The following is a 17209-nucleotide window of genomic DNA, read 5'->3' as shown; positions in this document are numbered from 1 at the left end:
AAACAAATAAATTAAAGTAAATTAAATTGAATTTATAGCATATTTAATAGTTCAAAATCAATTATTTTACTTCTACAATAACTTTTCCATTAGCACTATTCGTTTCTAAAAATTTATGTGCCAAAGAAATTTCATTTAATGTAAAAATTTTTGCAATTCTTGGCTTTATGCCATGTTTTTCAATAAAATTAAACATTTCTTTTATTGTATCTTTTTTGACAATTGTGCTGTTAAATGAAGTTAGGTAGGATTCTGAAGGAATTTCGTCAAGCGGCTCAAAATTTTTAATTACCCATCCTCCAAGACAGCCTGTAATGCAGACTATTCCACCTTGTTTCACAGATTTTAAAGAATTTTTCAAAGTAGGAGTGCCGATTAAATCAAGAACTTTGTCAACTCCGTCTGGAAAATATTCTTGTAACTGAGTGTCAAAAGTTTCATCTTGAATTAGGACAAAATCTGCTCCCATTTCTTTTAAAAATTCAACTTTAGTCTTACTTCTTGATGTTGCAATCACGGTATTTCCAAAACTTTTGGCAAGCTGAATTGAAGCAAGGGCAACTGAACTTGTTCCGCCACGAATCAACAGAGTGTCAGTGTTTTTTAACTGCAGGCTTTTAAATAAAGAGCCGTAAGCTGTGTAGTATAATTCAGGATATGCTGCAAGCTTTGCCCAGTCTGTTTCTGAAAGAGTTATCGGATAAACTTGAGAAGACGGTACAAGCGTGTATTCTGCGTAACTTCCGTTAAATTCACGTCCCAAACCATTCATCATTGTGAAAACTCTATCTCCTTTTTGAAAATCGCTGTCAGAAGCATCTTCAATAACGCCAGCACATTCAATTCCAATCACACGTGGCAATTTCACAGAAGGAGAAAATCCATCTCTAGTAAATATTTCAGCCCGATTTATTCCAAAAGCCTTAATTTTTATAAGAACCCAGCCATTTTTTACTTTCGGAATTTCAATATTTTGAATTTTTAATTCATCAGCAGTACAAGGTTTTTCAAGAACAACAGCTTTCATATTATTTTTTTTATTTGACATAGTAAAATTCCTTTCTTACTTTTAAATTTTAATTGACAAAAATAATTCTTTATAGTATTATACTATATAGAAGTAAAAAGTCAAGAAAATTTTGTTTAGGTTAGGAGGCTATTGATGAATAAAAAAGTAAATTTGGGAATATATATAAGCAAAATTAAGCAGACGCACGATAGAATCTTAAATTATATTCTTTCAAAAAGAGAAATTACCGTTTTTAATGGTGAACGTGGGAAAATCCTGCATATACTCTGGAAAAAAGATAATATAACGTGCAAGGAATTGTCCGAAAAAACGGGGCTTGCGATAAATACGCTTACGCCAATGCTGGATAGGATTGAAAAGGCTGGGCTGATAGAAAGAGCGGCACATCCTGATGATAGACGGAAAGTGCTGATAAGACTTACAGAATATGCACAAGGCTTTAAAAAAGAATATGAAGAAATTTCTGAAACTATGACAAATTATGTTTATGAAGGGTTTTCTCAAGAGGAAATTGAGGTGTGTGAAGAGTTTTTTAAAAGAATTTCACAAAATTTAGAAAAAGTTGAAAAGGAAATATGTAAAAAATGATAGGAAGGAGAGAATATGAAAAAAATTATAGAATTTCAGAATGTGAATAAAGTGTATCCGAATGGAAATGAAGCTGTAAAAGATATAAATTTTTCGATAAATGAAGGAGAATTTATTGTGTTTATCGGAACTTCGGGAAGCGGAAAAACTACAGCTTTGAAAATGATAAATAGGCTGGAGGATGCGACTTCTGGAAAAATAGAAATAAAAGGGAAAAATATTTTTGAATATAATATTCATAAAATGCGTTGGAATATGGGTTATGTCTTACAGCAAGTGGCTTTATTTCCACATCTGACAGTAGAAGAAAATATAAGTATAGTGCCTGAACTGAAAGGATGGAAGAAAGAGGAGATTAAGGCAAGGACAGAAGAACTTCTGGAAATGATTGGGCTAGAAAGCGAGAAATATTTGAAAAGAATGCCGTCTGAACTGTCTGGCGGGGAAGCGCAGAGAATCGGAATTGCGAGGGCATTAGCAGGGAATCCTGAAATTATACTTATGGATGAGCCTTTTAGTGCGTTAGATCCGATTACAAGGAAAAGTTTACAGAAAGACATAAAGGAATTGCAGCAGAAAATTAATAAAACGATTGTTTTTGTAACACATGATATTGAAGAAGCCTTTTATCTAGGAGACAGGATTTTTATAATTAAGGATGGAAAAATCCTCCAATCTGGGACGAAATCTGAATTAATTAATAATCCGAAAGATGAATTTGTAAGGGAATTTATTAGTTTGGAACAAAATGAAAATGCTGAAAATGAAATTGATAAGAAAATTATTGATAAATTAAAGGAAAATGGGGAATATGAGAAAATGATTTTAGAAATAAAAAAAATATAAATAAAAATGAAAAAAATTTTTAAAAGATTATTATTTTAATAGTTTTCAGAAATATCCTAATAAAGAAGTAATTTTAATAATTTTTGAAAATAAATTATTAATAAAACTAAGAAAAACAATTTGAAAGAAAGAAGGAAAATAAAAATGAAAAAAACATTAGTGGTTTTGGCACATCCTGATATGGAAAATTCAAGAGCGAACAAAGCCTTTAAAGAAGAAGCAGAAAAATTGTCAAATGTAGAATTGTATAATATTTATGAAAAATATCCTGATGGAAAGATTGACGTTGAAAAAGAACTGAAATTATTGTCTGAAACAGGGACTTTAATATTGCAGTTTCCTTTATTTTGGTTTAATTGTCCGTCTTTACTTAAAGAATGGATAGATACTGTATTTATGGCAGCTCATTATGGCGAAAATAAAGTGCTTAAAGGTAAAAAAATTGGAGTTGCAGTGACAACTGGAGGAATTGCATCAAGATATGATGGAACAAATGGATTGACAATAAAAGAAGTGTTAAAACCATTTTTATTAAGCATAGCTCATGTCGAAGGAATTGAATTGCCAATTTATTCATTATATGGGGCAATGCCTGATTTAAGCGATGAAAAGATTGTTGAAAGTGCAAAAAAATATGCAGAATATATAAAAAATAATTTACAAGATTAGTTTAAATTCAAAATAAACAGTTATAATTAGGCATGCTGAAAACTATTAAAATAATAATTTTTTAAAAAATTTTTTAAGTCAAAAACAACAGTATTAGTTTTATAACAATTCATAAACAAAATACAACATAGATTTTGAATTTTTTAGACACTCCCTGATTTAACTTTAAATGATAAAATTTTAGAAATAAAAGGAGAAAATAATGAATAATAACTTTTTTCAAGTATTTTATGAGCGGAAAGAGGAGTTTTTTAAGGCTGTTCTTGAGCATATTCAGATTTCATTTTATGCACTTGTGATTGCTTTAATTATTGCAATTCCGCTTGGAATTTATTTGACATATAAGAAAAAAATAGCAGAAATAATTATCGGACTTACAGCAATAATGCAAACTATACCTTCACTCGCATTACTTGGATTATTGATTCCAATTATGGGAATTGGTAGAAAGCCTGCAGTTACAGCACTTGTAATTTATGCCTTGCTCCCAATTTTACGAAACACATATACAGGAATAAATGGCGTCGATCCAGTATATATGGTGGCTTCAAGGGCTATGGGCATGAATAAGGCACAGCAGCTTTTTAAAATTCAGTTGCCACTTGCGATGCCTGTAATTATGGCTGGAATTCGTACAGCGACAGTGCTTATCATTGGAACGGCGACACTTGCTTCGTTAATTGGTGCAGGAGGGCTTGGAAAACTAATTTTGCTTGGACTTGATAGAAACAATATGAACTTAATTTTGCTTGGAGCAATTCCGTCTGCATTGTTAGCAGTTTTATTTGATTTTGTGCTTAAAAAACTGGAAAATAAAAACTGGAAGGTAATTGTAATTTCATTTATAAGTTTATTTATAATATTTTTGGCTGGAAATTCAGTAATGAATAAGCAAAGCAAAAAAGATAAAATTGTAATTTCAGGGAAATTAGGAACAGAGCCTGAAATATTGATAAATATGTATAAACTTCTGATTGAAGCGGAAATGAACGTGGATGTAGAACTAAAATCAGGATTTGGAAATACATCATTTAACTTTAATGCCTTAAAATCAGGAGATGTCGATATTTATCCTGAATTTACAGGAACTGTAGTATTTACATTCCTTAACGAAACGCCAGTAAGCAATATAAAAGACCAAGTTTATGAGCAGGCTAGAAATGGAATCTTGAAAAAATATGATATGGTACTGTTAAAGCCGATGGCATACAATAACACTTATGCAGTTGGAGTTATACAAAAATTTGCAAGTGAAAATAATCTTACAAAAATATCGGATTTGGCACGAGTGAAGGATAAGGCAAAAGTTGGATTTACACGAGAATTTGTTGACAGGGAAGACGGATACAAAGGAATGAAGAAATTATATAACTTTGAATTTTCAAGTGTGAAGGAATTTGAGCCGAAATTACGTTATGTGGCAGTACAAAGTGGAGATATAAATGTGATAGATGCTTATTCTACGGATAGTGAGCTGGAGCAGTATCATATGACTGTGCTTGAAGATGATAAAAATTTATTTCCGCCATATCAAGGGGCACCTTTAATGCGAAGCGAAACTCTGAAAAAATATCCAAAATTAGAGCAAATATTGAATAAATTACATAATAAAGTCACAGATGATGAAATGCGTAAAATGAACTTTGAAGTAGGAGTCAATGGTAAAAAGGCTTATGATGTGGCAAAGGAATATTTGATTAAAAATGGAATGATAAAAAAATAAAAACAAAAAATGACAGTATATCAATTTTTATTACTGTCATTTTTTTCTTGAATAATGAATATGGAGAGAGAATTAGAATAATTCACTATTCAAGATATGAATTATTAAAAATATATTTAATTAGCATTATTATTAGTACGATTTTATTAACCAAGTTAATTTTTAGGAATATCATTAGATCTTTATCCTCTGTGACGGTTATTTAGCATTTCTATTAATTTACTAGCTTCATCTTTTGAAACTTTTCCGCTGTTTAATGAATTTATTAATGTTTGAATTTCTGTATCAGTTAATCTTTTTGGAGCATCTTTTGGTATGCATTTATCATTTGGTTTCCCATGAGGTCCTTTTCTTTCTAACATTTTTGCAATTTCAGCACCTTCATCTTTTGTAATTTTTCCATTAGTTAGTTTTTTCTTTAACTCTTCTATTTTAGCAGGATCAGGTTTTTTTATGATATTTCCATTTTCATCCAGAAGATTTCCGTTGCTGTCTTTTTGTAATTTATGTGGTGGTTTACATTCATTATTAGGCATACTATTAACAGCAGTAGTAGCTCTGTTATTATTATTTGCCGTAATTGTTGTTCCTGCAAATATTGATAATGATGTTAGTAAAGCGATTCCTAAAATTTTCTTTTTACCTATTTTTTTCATAGTAATTCCTCCAATTGTTTATTTATAATTTTATTTTTTTCGTCTTTCTTACCGACAAGAGTATAATATCACTAAATTTTGACAAAAAAATGAAGAATTTGTGTCTTTTTTGTGAAATTTTAATTTTATTGTTAAATTGAGTATCAAATGAATTCGAATTCATTATAATTTTGTTTATCAAAATATTATCATTACAAATATAAAATAATTATTTTTTACTGTGGACTTTTTTAAATATATATGTAATAATTTAATATAAGAATTTTTTCACAAATAAATTTGATAGGAAAGGAGAATGTAATAAAATATAGAGATTTTATTGCAATGTAAAGAATGAGAAATAAAGAAACTTTAGAATTAGTAACAAATGCCGCGAAAAGTAAAATTGGACTTTTAAAAGAAGGTAAAGGAAAGTACTTCCTATCTGCATTTTTGGCTGGAATGTTTATTGGAATTGGAATTTTATTGACATTTACGGTTGGTGGAGTTAGTAGCGGCTTACCAACTAACAAAATTCTTATGGGAATTAGTTTTGGAATAGCGCTTAGCCTTGTAGTTGTATTTGGAACAGAACTTTTTACAGGGAATAATATGATAGGGGTAGCAGGGCTTCTGAACAAGGGTATAAGCTTTAAGGATATGATTTTTATGTGGATAGCATCTTATCTTGGAAATATTGTAGGATCAATTATGCTTGCAATAGTATACGTATTTTCAAATTCTGCTTCAAAACCTGTTGTAGAATTTATTGTGAAAGTTTCAAAGGCAAAAATTACTGCACTGCCTCACGAACTGTTTTTTAAAGGAATTTTATGTAATATTCTTGTGTGTCTTGCGGTTCTGGCTGGAATAAAATTAAAAGAGGAAACTGCTAAGCTAATAATGGTATTCTGGTGTTTATTTGCATTTATAACTGCTGGATTTGAGCACAGTGTTGCTAATATGACTCTTTTAATGATGGGGATAATATACAATGGAGCAAAAGAAATAACATTAAATGGTTATTTTTATAATTTATTATTTGTAACATTGGGGAATATTGTTGGTGGAGCATTTGTTGGTTTTGCTTGCTATTATTTAGCAAAAAAGGATAAATAATAATTTAAATAAAAAAATAATTTTTAAATGGAGAGATAAAGTAAAATTTAGGAGGGAAAATGAAAATCAGTTTAAATCGTGAAAATTTTAATCTGGCACTTGAAAAGCTGAAAAAAGAATACAAGATATATGCTCCAATTGAGATACCATTTCGTGGTACATTTTCAGATACTTCTGTAATCAGATATTCTGAAATTGAAAAAATTGATGAAATATGTTTTGACAAAAAATCTCATTTTTCAGCAAAAGAAATAATGTTGCCAATAACACAAACAATGTTTTATTTTACAGAAGAAGGATGCAAGATGCCCAAAGAACAGGAACAAAAATATCTTATATTTCTTAGAAGCTGTGATTTACATGGTGTCAAAAGAGTTGATGATATTTACTTGAATAATAAATTTTTGGATATTTACTACAAGAGAGTTAGAGATAAAGTTAAATTTGTAGTGTTTGGATGTCCAAATTCATTTGAGAACTGTTTTTGTGTAGATATGGGCACTAACAAGACTGATGAATATAATATTGGAATAAAAGTTACAGAAGAGGAAATATTTGCTGATATAAAAGATGATGAGCTGAAGGCTTATTTTAAAGAACTTATCGCTGAGAAAAACAATGGAAGTAATGATGAACATAAAATAAATGAAATGTACATGGATGTAAAAGATGAAAAAATGAAAAAATATCTTGAAGAGATAATTGCTGAAAATAATAGTAATAAGATAAAAGAAAATGTTGAATTTGAAATGGAATTCGTAGAAGATAATGAAATTCATGTGGATATTCCTGACAATATTGAGCTTGAAGATATAATAAATCTGGATTTATGGCGTGAATACGATAGCCGTTGCATAGCCTGCGGAAAATGTAACTTTGTTTGTCCAACTTGTACCTGCACAACTACACAAGATGTTTTTTACAGCGAAAATGAAAACAATGGAGAAAGAAGACGTGTGTGGGCTTCATGTCATGTGAACGGCTTTACGGATATGGCTGGAGGGCATTCATTCAGACAAAGACATGGAGATAGAATGAGATTTAAGGTAATGCACAAAATATCTGATTTTAAAAAGAGATTTGGATATCAGATGTGTACAGGGTGTGGAAGATGTGATGATGCATGTCCTGAATATATTTCATTCTCAAATTGCATAAACAAGTTAAGTGCCGAACTAAAAAGAATTTCGGCTGAAAAAAGAGGTGAAGAATCAGAATGAGTACAATTAACACATTAAATACAATAAATATGGATGAACAGGCTATAATGGACATGAATGTATATTTGCCGACTGTTCATAAACTTTTGTTCATCGAGAAAGTTACCGAACTGGAATGGCTGTTTCGGGTGGAATATAAAAAGGGAAATGTAGAAGCTGGACAGTTTATGCAGGTTTCATTACCAGGAGTTGGAGAAGCCCCTATTTCTATTGCGAATTTTGACTTGGAGGAAGGTTATCTTGATTTTCTGATTAGAAAAGTTGGAAAAGTTACAGACAAGATTTTTGAACTGAAAGCAGGAGATAGAATTTTTTTAAGAGGACCTTATGGACACGGCTTTCCAATTGAACAATACAAAAATAAGCATATTGTAATGGTTGTTGGAGGAAGTGGAATTGCTCCAGTTCGTCCAATTATTGAATATTTTACAAAATATCCTGATGAAATGAAGTCCTTTAAAATCATTGTTGGATATAAAAATTATGAAAGTGTTATTTTTGAAGAGGAATTTTCACGTTGGAGAGAAAATATTGAAATACTTGTAACATTGGATAATGTAGAAACAGCAAGAAATATTGGAAAGACAGAAGACGAAATTCATGAAGGAATGGTTACCAAATATATTCCCGATTTAAAAATTCCTGAAAATATGGATGAAGTTGAATACATTGTTGTAGGTCCTCCAGTAATGATGCATTTTTCTTGCCTTGAAATCCTAAAAACAGGTATTCCAACTGAAAAAATATGGGTTTCCTTTGAAAGAAAGATGTCCTGTGCCGTTGGGAAATGCGGGCATTGTAAAATTGATGAAACGTATATTTGCCTTGAAGGTCCAGTATTTAGATATGATTTTGCAAAAAAACTGCTTGATTAAGATATGAATTTTAAGAAAAAACAAAAGAAGAGGTAAAAATAATGAGCATGGATATAAATAGAAAAACTGTTACCAAAAATGCATTCAGGGTAACAAAGGACAGATCTAAAACCGCATTGCGTGTGAGAGTGCCAGGAGGAGCAATTACTGGGGAAATAATGGAAATGGTTGCAAAGATAGCTAACACTTATGGAGATGGAAATGTTCATATTACAACTCGTCAAGGTTTTGAAGTGTTGGGAATTTCTTGGAATGATATTGAAAAAGTAAACAAGATGGTGCAGCCAATTATGGAAAAACTGGAAATTAATTATAAGGATAAGGATAAAGGATATGCTGCAGCTGGTACGAGAAATATTGCCGCTTGTATTGGAAACAAGGTATGTCCAAAAGCTGCCTATAATACGACAGAATTTGCAAAAAAAATCGAAAAAGCAATATTTCCACATGATTTTCACTTCAAAGTAGCATTAACAGGCTGCCCAAATGACTGTCAAAAAGTCAGAATGCATGATTTTGGAATAATTGGAATGGCAAAACCTGAACTTGACGAATCTAAATGTGTTTCTTGCGGAATGTGTGAAAGAAAATGTAAAAAGCTTTCAACAGGAGCAATTTCATATAAAAACTATAAACCTGTAAGAGATCACCAAAGATGTATTGGTTGTGGAGAATGTGTACTGAACTGCCCAACAGGAGCATGGACAAGATCTCCTAAAAAGTATTATAAACTTGCAATAATGGGAAGAAGTGGAAAACAAAATCCAAGATTGGCAGAAGACTGGTTATTCTGGGCAGATGAAGAATCAATAATAAAAATAATAAAAAATACTTACGAATATGTTGACAAATACATCGACAGAAGTCTTCCAAAAGAACATATTGGTTACATTGTTGACAGAACAGGTTTTGAAGAGTTTAAAAAATGGGCATTAAAAGACGTTAATCTTCCAGAAGAAGCTGTAATTGTAAATAATGTGTACTGGAAAGGTATAAAATATCAAGGAATATTATAAATATTAAGATTAACTTTTAGTGTAAGGTATAAATTAAAGATAAGGAAGTGTGATTTGTATGTCTTCATCTTGGATGGATAAATATAAAAAATATAAAAAAGATTTTAACAAAAAAGATTATCATGGTGAAGATCCTAGTGAAGTCAATGAGTATGATGAATATGACGAATACGAAGAGCATCAGGATAAAGATAATGATGATGAAACTAAAGAATAAAATTTGTAAAATATTGTAATTTATGATATTAAAAATTAAATTTAGAAAGAGGCTATTTTGGGAAATAGAAATGAAATTCTGAAGTAGTCTTTTTATTTTAAAAATAATTTTATTTAAATATAAATTTGTAAAAATTTCAAAATACTATTGATTTTTTTTTAAAATGTAGTATAATTAAATAGATTGGGAAAAAAATAATTTGATTTAACAATTATTATAAATTTTGTTTAAAAATTAAAATATGAATATAGTGAAGGAGAGGAAATAGATGAAAGTAGTTGTAATTGGATGTACACACGCTGGTACAGCGGCAATCTTAAATTTGAGAAAGACAAATCCCGATGCGGAGATAACAGTATTTGAAAGAAATGATAATATTTCATTCTTATCTTGTGGAATTGCCTTGTATGTAGGAGGAGTTGTAAAAGATCCGCAAGGACTGTTTTACTGTTCACCTGAAAAATTAAGAGAATTAAATGTTGACACTAGAATGAGACACGAAGTAAAGAATGTTGATATTGAAGGTAAAAAAGTAAGAGTTGTGAACTTGGAAACTGGAATTGAATTTAATGAAACTTTTGACAAATTGATTATTACATCTGGTTCTTGGCCTATTATTCCACCAATTGAAGGAATTGACTTAAATAATATTTTGCTTTGTAAAAATTACAATCATTCAAATGAAATTATTGAAAGAGCAAAACATTCACAAAAAGTTATTGTTGTTGGAGCAGGATACATTGGAGTCGAACTTGTTGAAGCATTTAGGGATAATGGAAAAGAAGTTGTGCTAGTAGATGCGGAAGAAAGAGTTTTGAGTAAATATTTTGACAAGGAATTTACAGATGTTGCTGAAGAATCGTTTAAACATAGAGGAATTGTAATAGCAACTGGAGAAAAAGTTGTTAAATTTGAAGGAAGCAATGGAAATGTAACAAAAGTAGTTACTGATAAAAATGAATATGAAGCTGATATGGTAATTATGTGTGTTGGATTCCTGCCAAGCACTTCATTGTTTAAAGGACAGCTTGAAATGCTTCCAAATGGAGCAATTAAAGTTGACGAATATATGAGAACAAGCAATAAAGACGTTATGGCTGCAGGAGACTGCTGTTCAGTATTCTATAATCCGCTACAAAGAGAAAGATATATTCCGCTTGCAACTAACGCTGTAAGAATGGGAACATTAGCAGGTATAAACTTGTTTGAAAATAAAGTTAGACATCTTGGAACACAAGGTACTTCAGGAATTAAAATTTACGAAAACAATATGGCTGCAACTGGATTAACAGAGGAAATTGCAAAACAGGAAGGAGTAGAGGTTGAAAGCGTAATTGCAGTTGACAACTATCGTCCTGAATTTATGCCAACTTATGAAAAAGTAACATTAAAAGTGGTATTTGAAAAAAATAGCAGAAGAATTTTAGGAGCACAGTTAACTTCTAAAATTGATTTAACACAATCAATTAATACATTGTCAGTATGCATTCAAAATAAAATGACTGTAGAAGAATTGGCATTTGTAGACTTCTTCTTCCAGCCTCACTATAACAAGCCTTGGAACTTCTTGAATTTAGCAGGATTAAATGCTTTAAAATAGAATTTAAGATAATTGAAGGATAAAAATAGATAAAATGATAGTAAAATATGACAAAAATTTTAGAATGAAAATAGAAAATAACAGAAATAGCGAGATTATTTTGACAGACCGTAATGGCGAAATGCTTTCTCCGTCAGAACTTCTCGCTGCATCTGTAGCTTCATGTGCTATGACAGTTTTATCAATAAAATTGGAGGCTAATAACCAGAATTTTCAAAATTGCTATGCAGAAGTTGCGAAAAAAGTCGATTTAACAACTTTTAAAGTTACAGAAATCAATATTGTATTTCATCTAAAAAAGGAATACAGTCAGGAAGTAAGAGAAAAAGCTGAAAAATCAGTAGAAGAAATGTGTGTAGTTGGCAGAAGTTTAAGTAAAGATGTGAAACAAAACTATTCATTTATTTATGATGTGGAATAGTTAAAACTGCATTTAGGTGAGAAAAAATGATATACGATATATTAGATTTTTTAGAAGAGTTATTTTGGAAAGTAAGAGCTTACTACAGGAAAAGAAAAAGTATAGTTATAAGTATTTTTATTTTTATAATTTCAATTTATGTAGGAAGTTTAATTTTCTTTCTTAAAGATGAGAGAATTAGACTTGTAAAAGAGAATCGAAAATATGATTTTTGGTATCTTCAGAAATTTGATTTCAAAACGAAACTTTATGTAATGAATTATGGATTCTCGCTTAATGATACAGTTAGATCATATCGTTTTAACTTTAAAAGACATTTAATCGGGTGGAAATGGAAGATAGGCAGTAAAGATGTGTTTTATGTTTTTATATTGCCATATAATAGAAAACTGATTTATTTTCCAGAAAGGCAGATACTGTATTTAAAAAAAGCTGATTATTCAAAAGAATTTGAAAAAGAGGCTATGGAGTATAAAAATATAGGAAAGTATTTTTTTGAAATAAAATTAGTGGAAGATGAAAAGGATAGGAAAATACAGAAATTATTAAATTTCTTGGAAGAAAATAATTAATAAAAAAGGAGCAATCTCATAGATTAATGAAGATAACTCCTTTTTTACTATATTAACTTTTTAATTTTGAAAAAATTAAGATTTTAATTGTAATGATTTATTACATTTTGAAATCTCCAGTTTCACCATTATTGGCTTTATTAATTAAAAAGTTTGACATTTGTTTAAATTCTGATACCGCTGTTGCGTCTTTTCCCGTTACGGAACTTACGTTTTGGGAATTTATAAGATTTCTTGAAATTTCAAGAGCTGTATCTCTAAATGAGTTTTGATTCATTGATAATAATTCACCTTTTTGATTTTTTCTGTCGTACTGGGCACCAATTATTTTACCATCTTTAACAGTTAATTTTACGAATGAAGTCCAGTTACCATCATATTTTTTCTCAACTGAATAAATACCATTTTTCATTGCTGAAAAGCCCAAAACATTTAATAAAAACATTAATACAAACAATAATTTTTTCATACTTAAACACCACTTTCTAAAATAAAAATTTTTTCTTAAATCTCCTTAAATATATATTCGGATTACTTTAAAATATAATTATAAAAATTAATAAAATATCATGTAAAAATCAATTTTATTTTAATCTTTTTTAGTTAGTTTTAAAGTCTTCCTACTATAATTATACACTATTTTATAAAAAAATCAATCGTTTTTAATAAAACCCTTGAGTATCAGTCAAGTATCCATCTTTGTTATAAAAACTCCAGTTTCCATAAGCTTTGTAGTTTTTTAATGCACCTTGAACTTTGATTTTTCCGTTATCATAATATTGGGTAAAATTACCATTTCCATTTACAAGTTTCATTTCACGCTCTTTTGAACCATTTCTTGAATACCCAAGAATTTCAGTAATTATACCGTTTTGATAAGTTTCAATTAATTTTTTCTTACCATTTTCATAATTCCAAGTCCATTGTCCATTTCTAAAGTTACTTGAATAATTCCCATTTGAACGTATAGTACCATTAGAATAATACGATTTTGCTTCACCGTTTAATTGTCCGTTTGCGTATGTATTTTCATTTGTTACAACACCATTAGAAAATTTTATTTCTTTTCCATTTTTAGCATTATTTACATATTCAAGCGAAGAAGTTAAGCGTCCAAATTCATCAAATTCAAAACTTTTTCCATTTAACAGACCGTTTTGGTAATTTCTTAGGACTTTTGAATTTCCGTTTCCATAAAAATCAATATCTTCGCCATTTCTTACACCATTTACATAGTTTACTACTTTTTGGATGTTACCGTTTTCATAATACAAGAACATAGGCCCGTTTAATGTTCCATTTTGGAAATTTCTTACAACTTGAGCATTTCCAGACTGATTAAATTCAACATAAGTTCCAGTAAATGGTTGCCCAGTTTCTTTTACAGTCGCAAGGTTTCCAGAAACAGCAACATCGGCAACCGTGCTGTAAGGCGAACTTAATGCACGTGATGATTGTGATAGATATTCACTGATTCTTTTTGGTGTAACACTTTGAGTTGCGGCAGATGAAATCATGCTAATAGATATACATGAAAATAAAACAATCATTGATTTTTTGAATGATTTTAACATAATAAAATTCCTCCTTTTTTAGCATTAGTTTTATTATATCAATAATTAATTATATTTTGCTTAGAGAAAAAAATTATTTAACAAAATGAAAAAATTTATTTTGGTAAAATTTATAAACTGTAAGAATAAAAAACAGCTAAAATAAAGGAAAATAATTTTTAAAAACTAATAAAGTATGTTATAATTTTAGCATTGAGGAATTTTAAACTTATTTTTGTAGAAAGAGGTAGTTTGGATGAATTTAGGGAATTTGAGAAAAAGTTTACAAGAAAAATATTTTTCCTTTTTGGAATATGGGAATAATAGTTTTGATGTTTTTAAATCCTTTGTAAAAAAGTATCCTTTAATAGTGTTTTTGCATTTTTTAGTTTCTACTATTTTAGGACTTTTCATATCATTTGTTTTATGGACACCATTAAGAAAAATGTATGAAGCAGCTTTTGAGTATAACAAAATACAAAACAAATTAACTACAGATAAATTTATTTTGGCAATGTTGACAGTTGTTATTTGTTTATTGGGCTATATTGCAATTTCTGGATTTATTGAATTCATTATTGTGATTATTAGAAAAAAAATAGGATTAGAAATAGAGGAGAAGATTGATGAATTTAAAGTGTTGGAAATTATTGTTAAATATCTAATAATGGTTTTTATAAATATATTGGTTTGGACAGTATTGTTAATTATTGCGATTATTTTTTCAATAGTTGCAAGTCCATTAGTCTTAATAGTAATGGTTTTACTGATTCTCAAAATAAATCTTTTATATTTTAAACAAGCATATTATTTAAGAGATGTAAATATAATAGAAGCATTTAAATATAATCTTCATTTGAGCAAAGGAAAAAGGTTATTAATAGTAATTCCATTAGTAATAATAATTTTAATTACTCTTTTATTAAATCAATTTTTTGGATGGACTTTGGAAATAATGATTAAAAATCCACAATTATTAGCCGTAGTTATTTCAATAATTGCAGGAATAATTAAAACAATTTCTGAAATTTTTGTAGTTACACTTGAAAATGTTGTTTATTTGAATCTGGAATATATGGATTTAAAGGAATTGAGAAGAGAAATAATTTAAATTATGAACAGAAGGAGATTAGTTATGAATTTTGAAAATTTACAAAGGGAATTATTTGAAAGAAAGTTAAAAATAGTAGAATATTTTAAAAAAGTACTTGAAGTATTAAAATATGTAATTAAAGAAAATAAATTATGGATTTTATTTTTTGTCCTAAGTTATATATGGTTAATGCTTTCAAATATAAAGATAAGAGAAATATTTTTAAAAATGCAACGATTATCATTAGAAATAAGAAATACGGGTTCGTATGAACAAATGGAATTATTGACAGGATATTTCACCTCAATGTTATTGATTGTTTTTAGTACATTTTTAATAATTTTGTATGTAGGTTTTGTAAAAAGAATTATATATTTTAAAGTTGCTTGCAAAATTGAGGGCAATGAAGATAGTTATAGTTTAAAAAAAATCTTTGTAAAATATATAAAAATGATTGGAGTAGCTCTTTTGGCTACAATTGTATTTTTTCTTATAGCTTTATTTATATCAATGATACAGGTTTTTGTTATATTAATTATGAAATTAGATTCGGCATTAGCGGTAAAGGTTATTCAAATAATCTCTATGATAATTTTTGGAATTATTGGATTTTTTATAGCTATAAATATCCTTTATTTTGAACAAACTTATTACATTAGAGATACGACAGTAATAGATGCTTTTAGATATAACTTAAAATTGTCTAAGAAGAATAGACTAAGAATAGTGATTCCTGTTTTTGGAATTACAGTATTAAATTTTATAATTTCTCTGGTACTTGATAAATTATTGTTTTATATACCAGCTTATATTATACCTGTAAATATTATATACGGGGTATTTGCAAGTGTCTTAGTGCTTATTATAACAATAATGAATGTAGTAATATTTTTAAATGTAGAGTATAATTATTTAAAAAATAAAGATGAAGAAATGAGAAAAATTGAAAAAAATATTTAATTTATAGAGAGAGAGGTAAGATGAAATTATGAGTTTAGAAAATATAAGAGAAAAATTAATAGAAAAAAAATTAAGTACCTTAGAATACTTTATTCTTGCTTTTGAAGCATTTAAAAATTTTTGGAAAGAGAACACTTTAATGATGGTTTCAATATTTGCATTTATAATTGCGTCAATTATAATAAAAATTGTAAATTTAACATTGGATGAGGAATTACTCGTTTATTTTAGAGCTAGTAAAATAATGATACTGTGGGCTAAAATATTTAATGTTTTAGATGTAATAATTTCAATAGCTTCAATTTTTGTCACAGTCTATTTTTTTAGAAAAGTAGCATTAACAATTGAAGGAAATAAAAAAAATTTAAAATTAAAAGAATTGTTTTCAAAAGCTTCGGTATTGGTAGTTATATTTTTTGTAGCAGGAATTATTAGAAATAGAATGGAAAATTCAATAGTTGGAGTTATTTTTTTAATTATATTTAGTATTGTTTCCTTTTGTATTGCGATATGGGCTTTTTGGTATTTTGAGGCTTATTATATTCGTAATTTTGGACTTATGGAATCAATTGACTACAGTTTGAACTTGTCTGATGGAAATAGGATTAGAAAATTTTTACCAGGACTTATTATTGCTTTAGGAATTTTAATTTTTAACATTATGACAAACATATTTTTCAATATTTTAAATATAGAAAATTTTGTAGCAAATTTAATTATAATATTTATCTTTGTGATGATTTTGAGTTTATTTGTAATGTATTTACAAATTTTAGATATTATAGTATTTTTAAATGTAGAATATGATTACTTGGGGGAAAATTTAAACGAAGAATTAAAATTTGGAATTGAAAATAATTTAAATGAAAAGAATCAAATCTTAGATGATAACAAAAATAAAAATAATTAAAAAATGTTAACAAATCGCTGTTTTAGAGAACAGTGATTTTTTTGTGGGGAATTATTCTATAATTTAGTTTTTAAGAAGTTTTAGAAATTGCATTAAATTTGGTTTTATATTTGTAAACCTTTTCTTTTAAAAATCTGATAAAAATATTATATTTTTATAAAA

General features: G+C 28.4%; 19 protein-coding genes. 15 read left to right on the top strand and 4 right to left on the bottom strand.

Annotated elements, in window-relative coordinates; genetic code table 11:
* Window positions 1-61: 61 nt before the first annotated feature.
* Entirely contained in the window at window positions 62-1048 is a 987-nt protein-coding gene (locus BQ5344_RS08790; RefSeq protein WP_083378233.1) for a zinc-binding alcohol dehydrogenase family protein, read from the bottom strand.
* 114 nt (window positions 1049-1162) lie between these two features.
* On the opposite strand from BQ5344_RS08790, the gene BQ5344_RS08785 reads away from it, so the two are divergent.
* The 4 genes from BQ5344_RS08785 (at window position 1163) to BQ5344_RS08770 (ending at window position 4856) form a co-directional block, all read left to right on the top strand.
* Window positions 1163-1618, top strand: coding sequence for a MarR family winged helix-turn-helix transcriptional regulator (locus BQ5344_RS08785; protein ID WP_071125013.1), 456 nt, complete (start codon window positions 1163-1165; stop codon window positions 1616-1618).
* A gap of 15 nt (window positions 1619-1633) precedes the next feature.
* Entirely contained in the window at window positions 1634-2464 is an 831-nt protein-coding gene (locus tag BQ5344_RS08780) for an ABC transporter ATP-binding protein (RefSeq protein WP_071125012.1), read from the top strand.
* A 144-nt stretch (window positions 2465-2608) separates the two neighbouring features.
* The gene (locus BQ5344_RS08775; protein WP_071125011.1) at window positions 2609-3133 is read left to right on the top strand and encodes an NAD(P)H-dependent oxidoreductase; all 525 of its coding nucleotides are present in this window, start codon (window positions 2609-2611) and stop codon (window positions 3131-3133) included.
* Between the two features lie 202 nt (window positions 3134-3335).
* The gene (locus BQ5344_RS08770) at window positions 3336-4856 is read left to right on the top strand and encodes an ABC transporter permease/substrate-binding protein (protein WP_071125010.1); all 1521 of its coding nucleotides are present in this window, start codon (window positions 3336-3338) and stop codon (window positions 4854-4856) included.
* A 182-nt stretch (window positions 4857-5038) separates the two neighbouring features.
* Here the strand turns inward: BQ5344_RS08770 and BQ5344_RS08765 are convergent, their stop codons facing one another.
* On the bottom strand, window positions 5039-5512 hold the full coding sequence (locus tag BQ5344_RS08765; RefSeq protein WP_071125009.1) for a hypothetical protein: 474 nt from the start codon (window positions 5510-5512) through the stop codon (window positions 5039-5041).
* A gap of 333 nt (window positions 5513-5845) precedes the next feature.
* Here BQ5344_RS08765 and BQ5344_RS08760 point away from each other — a divergent pair, with 333 nt between their 5' ends.
* The 8 genes from BQ5344_RS08760 (at window position 5846) to BQ5344_RS08730 (ending at window position 12531) form a co-directional block, all read left to right on the top strand.
* Entirely contained in the window at window positions 5846-6610 is a 765-nt protein-coding gene (locus BQ5344_RS08760; protein ID WP_071125008.1) for a formate/nitrite transporter family protein, read from the top strand.
* Window positions 6611-6669: 59 nt separating this feature from the next.
* Window positions 6670-7830 (top strand): 4Fe-4S dicluster domain-containing protein, encoded by a 1161-nt coding sequence (locus BQ5344_RS08755; RefSeq protein ID WP_071125007.1) that lies wholly within the window; start codon window positions 6670-6672, stop codon window positions 7828-7830.
* A complete protein-coding gene (gene asrB / locus BQ5344_RS08750) occupies window positions 7827-8705 on the top strand; it encodes an anaerobic sulfite reductase subunit AsrB (RefSeq protein WP_071125006.1) in 879 nt (292 codons plus the stop codon). The genes BQ5344_RS08755 and asrB overlap by 4 nt, the downstream gene beginning before the upstream one ends.
* A 41-nt stretch (window positions 8706-8746) precedes the next feature.
* Window positions 8747-9721 carry a sulfite reductase subunit C gene (asrC, locus tag BQ5344_RS08745; protein WP_036070828.1) on the top strand — a complete coding sequence of 325 codons (975 nt, stop codon included), beginning with the start codon at window positions 8747-8749 and terminating at the stop codon, window positions 9719-9721.
* A 58-nt stretch (window positions 9722-9779) separates the two neighbouring features.
* The gene (locus BQ5344_RS12300; protein WP_015769377.1) at window positions 9780-9938 is read left to right on the top strand and encodes a hypothetical protein; all 159 of its coding nucleotides are present in this window, start codon (window positions 9780-9782) and stop codon (window positions 9936-9938) included.
* A 268-nt stretch (window positions 9939-10206) separates the two neighbouring features.
* On the top strand, window positions 10207-11538 hold the full coding sequence (locus BQ5344_RS08740) for an FAD-dependent oxidoreductase (protein ID WP_071125005.1): 1332 nt from the start codon (window positions 10207-10209) through the stop codon (window positions 11536-11538).
* A gap of 34 nt (window positions 11539-11572) precedes the next feature.
* Window positions 11573-11959: an OsmC family protein gene (locus tag BQ5344_RS08735; protein WP_235846140.1), complete on the top strand. Its 387-nt coding sequence runs from the start codon at window positions 11573-11575 to the stop codon at window positions 11957-11959.
* Window positions 11960-11985: 26 nt separating this feature from the next.
* Window positions 11986-12531, top strand: coding sequence for a hypothetical protein (locus tag BQ5344_RS08730; RefSeq protein ID WP_071125003.1), 546 nt, complete (start codon window positions 11986-11988; stop codon window positions 12529-12531).
* Between the two features lie 100 nt (window positions 12532-12631).
* Here the strand turns inward: BQ5344_RS08730 and BQ5344_RS08725 are convergent, their stop codons facing one another.
* Window positions 12632-13000 carry a pheromone cAD1 o protein gene (locus tag BQ5344_RS08725; RefSeq protein WP_071125002.1) on the bottom strand — a complete coding sequence of 123 codons (369 nt, stop codon included), beginning with the start codon at window positions 12998-13000 and terminating at the stop codon, window positions 12632-12634.
* A 193-nt stretch (window positions 13001-13193) separates the two neighbouring features.
* Complete coding sequence (locus BQ5344_RS08720; RefSeq protein WP_071125001.1) at window positions 13194-14105, bottom strand: toxin-antitoxin system YwqK family antitoxin; 912 nt, start codon at window positions 14103-14105, stop codon at window positions 13194-13196.
* Between the two features lie 235 nt (window positions 14106-14340).
* On the opposite strand from BQ5344_RS08720, the gene BQ5344_RS08715 reads away from it, so the two are divergent.
* Genes BQ5344_RS08715 through BQ5344_RS08705 form a run of 3 tightly spaced genes read left to right on the top strand, consistent with a single transcriptional unit; the run spans window position 14341 to window position 17047 of the window.
* Window positions 14341-15195, top strand: coding sequence for a hypothetical protein (locus BQ5344_RS08715; protein ID WP_071125000.1), 855 nt, complete (start codon window positions 14341-14343; stop codon window positions 15193-15195).
* Between the two features lie 24 nt (window positions 15196-15219).
* Window positions 15220-16137 (top strand): hypothetical protein, encoded by a 918-nt coding sequence (locus BQ5344_RS08710; protein ID WP_036070839.1) that lies wholly within the window; start codon window positions 15220-15222, stop codon window positions 16135-16137.
* A 28-nt stretch (window positions 16138-16165) separates the two neighbouring features.
* Complete coding sequence (locus tag BQ5344_RS08705; RefSeq protein ID WP_071124999.1) at window positions 16166-17047, top strand: hypothetical protein; 882 nt, start codon at window positions 16166-16168, stop codon at window positions 17045-17047.
* Window positions 17048-17209: the final 162 nt, after the last annotated feature.

The sequence above is a fragment of the Leptotrichia massiliensis genome (assembly GCF_900104625.1).
Classification (GTDB): Bacteria; Fusobacteriota; Fusobacteriia; order Fusobacteriales; family Leptotrichiaceae; genus Leptotrichia; species Leptotrichia massiliensis.
Note: the sequence above shows the minus strand (reverse complement) of the source record. Positions and strands in the feature narration are given on the sequence as shown.

Coding starts and splice junctions, on each gene's coding strand:
- BQ5344_RS08790 (WP_083378233.1), bottom strand. CDS start 1,048: ATGTCAAATAAAAAAAATAATATGAAAGCTGTTGTTCTTGAAAAACCT.
- BQ5344_RS08785 (WP_071125013.1), top strand. CDS start 1,163: ATGAATAAAAAAGTAAATTTGGGAATATATATAAGCAAAATTAAGCAG.
- BQ5344_RS08780 (WP_071125012.1), top strand. CDS start 1,634: ATGAAAAAAATTATAGAATTTCAGAATGTGAATAAAGTGTATCCGAAT.
- BQ5344_RS08775 (WP_071125011.1), top strand. CDS start 2,609: ATGAAAAAAACATTAGTGGTTTTGGCACATCCTGATATGGAAAATTCA.
- BQ5344_RS08770 (WP_071125010.1), top strand. CDS start 3,336: ATGAATAATAACTTTTTTCAAGTATTTTATGAGCGGAAAGAGGAGTTT.
- BQ5344_RS08765 (WP_071125009.1), bottom strand. CDS start 5,512: ATGAAAAAAATAGGTAAAAAGAAAATTTTAGGAATCGCTTTACTAACA.
- BQ5344_RS08760 (WP_071125008.1), top strand. CDS start 5,846: ATGAGAAATAAAGAAACTTTAGAATTAGTAACAAATGCCGCGAAAAGT.
- BQ5344_RS08755 (WP_071125007.1), top strand. CDS start 6,670: ATGAAAATCAGTTTAAATCGTGAAAATTTTAATCTGGCACTTGAAAAG.
- asrB (WP_071125006.1), top strand. CDS start 7,827: ATGAGTACAATTAACACATTAAATACAATAAATATGGATGAACAGGCT.
- asrC (WP_036070828.1), top strand. CDS start 8,747: ATGAGCATGGATATAAATAGAAAAACTGTTACCAAAAATGCATTCAGG.
- BQ5344_RS12300 (WP_015769377.1), top strand. CDS start 9,780: ATGTCTTCATCTTGGATGGATAAATATAAAAAATATAAAAAAGATTTT.
- BQ5344_RS08740 (WP_071125005.1), top strand. CDS start 10,207: ATGAAAGTAGTTGTAATTGGATGTACACACGCTGGTACAGCGGCAATC.
- BQ5344_RS08735 (WP_235846140.1), top strand. CDS start 11,573: ATGATAGTAAAATATGACAAAAATTTTAGAATGAAAATAGAAAATAAC.
- BQ5344_RS08730 (WP_071125003.1), top strand. CDS start 11,986: ATGATATACGATATATTAGATTTTTTAGAAGAGTTATTTTGGAAAGTA.
- BQ5344_RS08725 (WP_071125002.1), bottom strand. CDS start 13,000: ATGAAAAAATTATTGTTTGTATTAATGTTTTTATTAAATGTTTTGGGC.
- BQ5344_RS08720 (WP_071125001.1), bottom strand. CDS start 14,105: ATGTTAAAATCATTCAAAAAATCAATGATTGTTTTATTTTCATGTATA.
- BQ5344_RS08715 (WP_071125000.1), top strand. CDS start 14,341: ATGAATTTAGGGAATTTGAGAAAAAGTTTACAAGAAAAATATTTTTCC.
- BQ5344_RS08710 (WP_036070839.1), top strand. CDS start 15,220: ATGAATTTTGAAAATTTACAAAGGGAATTATTTGAAAGAAAGTTAAAA.
- BQ5344_RS08705 (WP_071124999.1), top strand. CDS start 16,166: ATGAGTTTAGAAAATATAAGAGAAAAATTAATAGAAAAAAAATTAAGT.